This window comes from Rhizobium sp. Root483D2 (assembly GCF_001426685.1).
Classification (GTDB): domain Bacteria; phylum Pseudomonadota; class Alphaproteobacteria; order Rhizobiales; family Rhizobiaceae; genus Pararhizobium; species Pararhizobium qamdonense.
Genome location: NZ_LMFB01000043.1, coordinates 70,397 through 76,689 on the forward strand (window position 1 = coordinate 70,397; position 6,293 = coordinate 76,689).

At 58.0% G+C, this 6,293-nt stretch carries 12 protein-coding genes; 3 read left to right on the forward strand and 9 right to left on the reverse strand.

Translation table 11 applies throughout. From position 1 onward, the window contains the following. Genes ASD32_RS26865 through ASD32_RS26875 form a run of 3 tightly spaced genes read left to right on the forward strand, consistent with a single transcriptional unit; the run spans nt 1 to nt 1,354 of the window. On the forward strand, nt 1–801 hold the full coding sequence (locus tag ASD32_RS26865) for a Ku protein (RefSeq protein WP_060641103.1): 801 nt from the start codon (nt 1–3) through the stop codon (nt 799–801). Nucleotides 802–851: 50 nt separating this feature from the next. Continuing rightward, complete coding sequence (locus tag ASD32_RS26870) at nt 852–1,115, forward strand: hypothetical protein (protein ID WP_060641104.1); 264 nt, start codon at nt 852–854, stop codon at nt 1,113–1,115. After that, nucleotides 1,112–1,354: a hypothetical protein gene (locus ASD32_RS26875; RefSeq protein WP_060641105.1), complete on the forward strand. Its 243-nt coding sequence runs from the start codon at nt 1,112–1,114 to the stop codon at nt 1,352–1,354. Before ASD32_RS26870 ends, ASD32_RS26875 begins: the two co-directional genes overlap by 4 nt. A 291-nt stretch (nt 1,355–1,645) precedes the next feature. Here ASD32_RS26875 and ASD32_RS26880 read toward each other — a convergent pair whose 3' ends face one another. From ASD32_RS26880 to ASD32_RS26920, 9 genes are all read right to left on the reverse strand, one after another. After that, nucleotides 1,646–1,972: a hypothetical protein gene (locus ASD32_RS26880; RefSeq protein WP_060641106.1), complete on the reverse strand. Its 327-nt coding sequence runs from the start codon at nt 1,970–1,972 to the stop codon at nt 1,646–1,648. Continuing rightward, a complete protein-coding gene (locus ASD32_RS26885; RefSeq protein ID WP_060641107.1) occupies nt 1,956–2,411 on the reverse strand; it encodes a hypothetical protein in 456 nt (151 codons plus the stop codon). The genes ASD32_RS26880 and ASD32_RS26885 overlap by 17 nt, the downstream gene beginning before the upstream one ends. Continuing rightward, on the reverse strand, nt 2,411–2,716 hold the full coding sequence (locus ASD32_RS26890) for a hypothetical protein (protein ID WP_060641108.1): 306 nt from the start codon (nt 2,714–2,716) through the stop codon (nt 2,411–2,413). The genes ASD32_RS26885 and ASD32_RS26890 overlap by 1 nt, the downstream gene beginning before the upstream one ends. A 26-nt stretch (nt 2,717–2,742) precedes the next feature. Next, nucleotides 2,743–3,060 (reverse strand): hypothetical protein, encoded by a 318-nt coding sequence (locus tag ASD32_RS26895; RefSeq protein ID WP_060641109.1) that lies wholly within the window; start codon nt 3,058–3,060, stop codon nt 2,743–2,745. Nucleotides 3,061–3,087: 27 nt separating this feature from the next. Next, nucleotides 3,088–3,828, reverse strand: coding sequence for a peptidoglycan-binding protein (locus ASD32_RS29265; RefSeq protein ID WP_082546951.1), 741 nt, complete (start codon nt 3,826–3,828; stop codon nt 3,088–3,090). 26 nt (nt 3,829–3,854) lie between these two features. Further along, nucleotides 3,855–4,313 carry a hypothetical protein gene (locus ASD32_RS26905; RefSeq protein ID WP_060641110.1) on the reverse strand — a complete coding sequence of 153 codons (459 nt, stop codon included), beginning with the start codon at nt 4,311–4,313 and terminating at the stop codon, nt 3,855–3,857. 23 nt (nt 4,314–4,336) lie between these two features. Then, on the reverse strand, nt 4,337–5,599 hold the full coding sequence (locus tag ASD32_RS30415) for a pyocin knob domain-containing protein (protein ID WP_060641111.1): 1,263 nt from the start codon (nt 5,597–5,599) through the stop codon (nt 4,337–4,339). Further along, nucleotides 5,599–5,799 (reverse strand): hypothetical protein, encoded by a 201-nt coding sequence (locus tag ASD32_RS26915; protein ID WP_060641112.1) that lies wholly within the window; start codon nt 5,797–5,799, stop codon nt 5,599–5,601. The genes ASD32_RS30415 and ASD32_RS26915 overlap by 1 nt, the downstream gene beginning before the upstream one ends. 10 nt (nt 5,800–5,809) lie before the next feature. Beyond that, on the reverse strand, nt 5,810–6,293 hold a 484-nt coding region (locus tag ASD32_RS26920), incomplete at its 5' end, for a hypothetical protein (RefSeq protein WP_210171119.1).

The window sequence follows — 6,293 nt, forward strand, 5'->3', positions numbered from 1 at the left end:
ATGGCCGTCAAACCGTACTGGAAGGGCTACCTTAAGCTCTCACTCGTCACCTGCCCCGTTGCCCTGTCACCGGCAACGAGCGACACCGAAAAGGTGCGCTTTCACACCATGAACCGCGCCACCGGCAATCGTGTCGCCTCGCGATACGTCGATAACGTCACTGGAAAGGAAGTTGATCCCGATGACCAGGTGAAGGGCTATCAGCGCAGCGAAGGCGAATATATTATCCTCGAGGAGGAAGATTTCGACGCAGTGGCGCTGGAAAGCGTCCGCACGATCGAGATTGAGCTGTTCACGCCGCGCGACTCGATCGAATGGATTTGGCTCGAAAAGCCTCACTACCTCGTTCCAAACGATAAAGTGGGCGAAGATGCTTTCGCTGTCATCCGAGACGCAATGCGCTCGGAGAATGTGGTTGGGATTTCACGCCTGGTGTTCGGCCAGCGAGAGCGTGCAGTAATGCTCGAGCCTCGCGATGAGGGAATTGTCCTGTGGACTTTGCGCTACGGTGACGAGGTCAGGCCGGAGGAAGAATATTTCTCCGGCATCAGAGCCAAACCGGAGGGCGGGCTTGCTCCGCTGATGAAACAGTTGATTAAACAGCAGACGAAGAAATGGGCTCCGATCACTGATCCGATCCAAGACCGATATCTCGAACTCATAGCGGTGAAGAAAAAGGCTATGAGAAAGCCTGCCAAGGCGACTGCAAAGACAGCGCCCGTTGGAGGCAAGGACAATGTCATCGACATCATGGCGGCGCTAAAGAAGAGTCTGGAAGAGAACAGTCAGCGGAACCGCTGATGGAACCAACGGGATGAGCGCCAGTTCTCCAGCGATATGGAGGAGCGACGATGATTGAAACACCGAAATACCCGGTATCCCACGAAGACCGCCATCTCGTCTGTCAGGAAGAGGTTGAGGGTCCGCTGAAGGTCATCATCGACCAAGCAAATATGCATGGGTGGGGCACGCTCGAGGTGATCTCGGCAATCGAAGATGTGATCAAGCACCTGCGGCTCGCGTATGCTGAAGATCCCGATCCAGCAGAGGACCCGATAGACAGCAATGAAGGCCATGCTTTCATTCACGGTCGCGGAGGCAAGGAGACGCCATGACGATATACGCTTGGACCATCAAAGTGGCGGGTCGATTGGATGTTCAGCACGTAACAACGCTCGATGAGCTTCGTGATTACCTGCGCGTCATGGACCTGCCAGGCGTCGCACCGCCTCAATTCACCACTCTCGATGCTGAGGTGCACGATCACGGCATCTATATCCACAATGAGGGCAGCATGGACGAATGGTCACTGACGTGGACGAAGGTGGATGGCGAGGCAGAAATAGTTGATTAAAACGCCTGATATGTCAGTGGCTGATCGGGGATATATTGATTGCACCAATGTCCGCGCGGAGCCGATCAAGCCGAGCTTTTCCATAGTCTCGCGCGTCTATCTCGTTACGGAACGACCTGTTTTCAGTATGGTCGCCGTTAAAAACGGTAACCACCCAAGCTCCTTTTACAAAGCTGACCTGGCACCTTAACTTCGGTCTAATGGAACTTGTCATGCACACTCTCCCATTGCAGTCACAGGCTGGGCACCTTTCCCGGCGTGGGTCATCCCCCAAATGGGGGTATCGGCAAGTTACCTGCCGCGCCTTATCATCTCTTTCTTCAGGTCATCCACCTCGTCGCAGAGCCGTTCCACGGCCCGGCAAAGGGATTCGAGGCCCCGCTCAAACGACTTCCGCCCATTGATGCTCTCGATGGTCTGGGCCTCAATAGCGGCGGTAGCGCGGTTGAGGGCCGAAGGATCGACAATAACTGCGGCGACCTGAGCGGTTGAAGCATTGCCTGCCGGAGTGGATCGCTCCCCCGATAGCAGGCCAAGGTGACGAACTCCAAAGATGACAGCCAACCCCAAACCAAAAGCAATCAGCAACGGAAGGGGCAGCTTATCGAGATTTTCCATTCCTGGCTTCCCCTTGGTCATGCGCGGCACGATTGATGTTTACCAGCTCGCCAAGCGCGAACAGCGGATAGATGGCAAGCCACGTTGAAATGACGCCTGAGGACCAATAGCCATAGGTAATTCCGCACCAGATGAAGAACCCGATGCCTGCCGATACCTGCCGGATCGTCGGGGTCACGTTCTTCCGCGCGCCATTGACGATCAGGCCGCCGACCCTGAGGATGCCGAGCGACACCATGGCCCACCCCAAGAACGCCGCATCGCCGAAGATTGACCGGAAGCCAGCCCATGACGGCTGGGCGAACAGATCATCGGAATAAAGCAGGACGGCGCCCCAGAAGGCAGTATGGCCCGCCAAAAACCATTCCATCATCCTCGGGCCGAAGCGGTGCTGTATGCGGATCCAGATACCTGGACCCGCGTAGCTCTCCGCCGTCATTATTTCTGCCCCGGCGCCGACACAGTGATGTCTGGCGCGCTGCCAGGGGTTAGGATCACCACGTCCTGGTTCGCCGGGATTTGCGCATCAATTTCCTTGGCTGCTTCCATCGCCTTGGCAGACGGGCGCTTTACCATAGCCCAGACGACGGTCAGCAGGCCGACGAGCGCGGAGACAATGATGTCGAGGTTCTCACCCAGGATGGCGTTGTGCTCTGGCGACAGCCAGCCGTGGGTGAACATGGCCGCCATCAGGGAAACGATGGCATAGCGAACGATGGTAGGCAGATAGCTGTTGATGTTCACGGGAGCGTCCTTTCAATGGTCAGGAGTTATTCGGCAGCGCGAGCTTCTTTGAGCGCCGTCGAGATGACGACGGAGGCCGAGACAACGCGGATCAGCGCATCGGCGGCCGTGACGCCGGCAGGGTTGGCGCAGACGATGGCAACGCCGCCGTAAGCCGCCTTCACCTTCGCTACGGTGCGGGGTTTGACGTTGCCGGTTGCCGCAGCGGCCGAGAATGCGACGTGGGCCGTCTGAAGGATCTGGCAGGCTTTAGGCAGGTTGGTTTGGATCGCAGTGTCGATCGACGTGGTGGTGCAAGCGGACAGCGCAAAGCATGCCGCTGCCATGATGAGCAGAGAGCGCATGATATTTCCTTTGATGTTGGGAGGGGTTTAGGCGGCAGTTTTCAGTTCGAAGACCGCCCGGAGGCGAGCAACGGTAGGCGCATCGAATTCACCGGACTGGGTGAGGTTCGACGAGAACTGGAAAGCGCGGATGGCTGCGATGGTTTTCTTTCCGGCAATCCCATCGATCGGACCCAGGACATAGCCGCCGCGAACAAGAAGCCGCTGCAGATATGCCGTGCGGGTATCCGGACCTTCCAGCACCGGAGCGCTGGCCGGTTCGACGATAATGGTTTTCCATGTGCCCTTGATCTCCGCCACCGGCAGGCCGCGCTCGCGCGCCCATGGGATGACATCGAAGCAGGGGCAAGCCTTGATATGTTCGAACGGCTCGATCACGCCGTTTCCGTTTCTATCCGGCGACAGGTCGCGATGGCCGCACCATTTGATGTCCGGGAAGTCGGCAGACAACTCGCGCATCCGCTTTTCAAGCGTAACGAGCTGCGCATCTTTGATCGTGTTAAAATCCGGCCGATTGCTCGAATTGACGCCGCCGACCATTGAAAGACCGTAGGAGATCGAGTTGAACCCGGCGACATGGGCGCCGATCGCCATCTTGCCGCGCCCAATCTCGGCCTGGCCGTTCGGATTGATGATCTCGTTGTAACCGATGTCTGACCAACCCTGAGCCTTGTGGATTGCCCGAATGCCGGCGGCACCCTTGTCCCAGCCCGGAGGCGTGGCAGTGACGTGCACGACGCCGAGCGTCGTTCGTTTGCGGTTTGGCATGTTGCCTTCCTTTCGACTGGTTGGGATTAGGGTAGTGTGTTGGCAGCTTCAGCGGCCGCCAGGATCGCCTCAAGGGTAGCGATCCGGCTGTTTGCCGTAGCCAGCGCCGCAGTAGTCTGGCTGACCTGCCATTCCATCTGGCCCACTTGCTGTTCTGCTGTATTTTTTGCGGCCACTGCGGCATCTTTGGCCGTGTGTGCGGATTGAGCATCTGCCTCCCAGCTGGTGACAGCGGCGGTCAACGTCTCAATCTGAGAATTGAGAGCTGCAGCCTGGACCAGCGCCGCCTGGGTTGCCGTCGTCATGATCGCGCTGGTCGGAAAGCCCTCCAACTGGAGCGGGGCAGCAGTCAGGATTTCGTCTTTGAGCACTTCGCCATCCATGATGACGCGGCGGCGGCTTTGCACATGCGCGCCCTTTGGTGCGCCTTCGTCGTCGAAGCGGATAAGGATTTCATAAGGAATTGTCTGGTCGGAAATTGGCATGTCGGTTCCTTTTTTTGGAGGGGCTACGAAACAATTTCGCCATCGGGAAAACGCCAATTGGTGCCATCTGAAATGGCAAAGCGTTTGTTGCTGGCCCCGTTCGATACATAGATCATGCACCGAGGATAGAGGCTGGCCGACGGTACCGTTGCGACGGTGTAGGTGGGTAATTTTGGAGGCGTGCCGAACGAAACAACGCCGAGCACGCGATCCAAGACAAGAACGTCGAACGCTGTCGTTCCGTCATCGTTGTGCGCCCGCAGCCTCAGGTTCGTCCCAGTATTTCCACCGGTCGAAGCCGTCGAGTCAGCATATAAGGAAAACCGATTGATGCCTTCGTCCCGAAACTGAAAGCTTTTCGTCGTTCCTTTGGCGCCATTCAAACCCACAGAAGGTGCGAGTTCAGCATTACCGCCAACGTTGACCTGAGAGGCGCGGACGTCAGAAAATCGTCGAGCGGCCGATCCGAGCGATTGTGCCTTGTCTGTGGTCGGCCCCGCGATTTGAGCATAGACGGGATTAAGCCATTCGGCGGTGTTATAGACGGTGGCCCACGCCCCAGGAACGCCGGCGGCGATGATGCGGGTCATGCTCAGTGCGGAAGATACATGGTAGAATATTTGCACAGCGTAAGAGGCGTCATACTGCAGATGCAGGTAGGTGCCCGAGTTACCAGCCGAGCCCGTCGCGCTCGCTGCAGCTTTGTAGACCCCCGTTTGCGTCAATGTATTAAGGTCCGTGACGGTCACGGCGATCGACTGCAGACCGGCGCGAAGGCGGGCGTCAGGGAGGGTGCCTGTCGTTAGATCGGTCGCCGAGCCGGACGCGGCCACGGGCGCGAGCCCCAGAACGGTACGCGCCGCCGCTGCGCTGGCGGCAGCAATCAAAGACCTGCCAAATGCGGTGAAGGTCGCCAAAGCGGCAGTGCCAGTCCCGGTAAAATATGGAACCCGATCCGCAACCGTCGCTAGACCGGCGATGGCATAGAGCACACCATTCGTCAGCACGTCGAGAACCGCACGCGCAGCAGTCAAAGCACGGGTCATGTCTGGAGTAAACCGCACCTCGTAAACCTGCGCTGTGCGGGTGGCGCCCGGCCATGGATAAGCCAGGGTCAGGCTGGTATTGCTGACGACGGTCGCGATGCGGACATCAAGACCGGCGGCCGCGAACAAGTCACCCGCCTGGACGCCTGATGTCAGCCAGGTCGTTCCCTGCCCGACAACGGACGTCTCGTTGATGTTAACCGTTGCTGTTCCGGTGTTGTAGGTCGTAGGCAACGCCATCAGTGCACCTGCTCAATCTGGGTCTCGGGATTTTCGGACGATGGAGGCGACAACGTTGTGATCGTCTGATCCCGATCGTTGACAATTGCCCTCAGCTCAACAATTGCCTGCGCGAGGATCATGTTTCGCTGCTGCAATGCATTATTCAGGAACCTGAGTTCCTGCAGTTCAGCCTCGGGGCTGATAGCGACCGTGCTCATATTGGCTCCTTTAAGCGTTGGATTTCTTGTCGCGCTTGGCGGCGAGGCTTCGACGGCCGATGATCGCGGCGCCGGCGTTGACGCGGGCAATGACCGAATAGGTTCGGTTGCCGTTACCGCTATCGACCATGAATTTCAGGCGTGCCACCTGCAGCTCACCAGGCGCCGGGAATTTCAGGATCTGGGTATCCACTTCCGTCGTTCCCTCCCGGAGCCTGACCTCAACCTCTGCCTGATTGTCGTTTAGTTTCGGCTGGCTCTCGATGCGCACAACGGCATCGACCTCGATGTAATCGGCGGTATTCTTGCCGATGGTCACCGAAGCGATGTTGACCAATGTTCCTGACAAGGTAACGGTGCTGACGCTCGCGTCGAATTTCCGCTCTGCGACGGCATTCGTTGCCATTGCAGATTCCTGCACACTGCCATCCAGGAACGTGATTTTCGCCGTCGTGATGTTGCGGATGAATGCCGACTGCAGATATGCCCCGGAC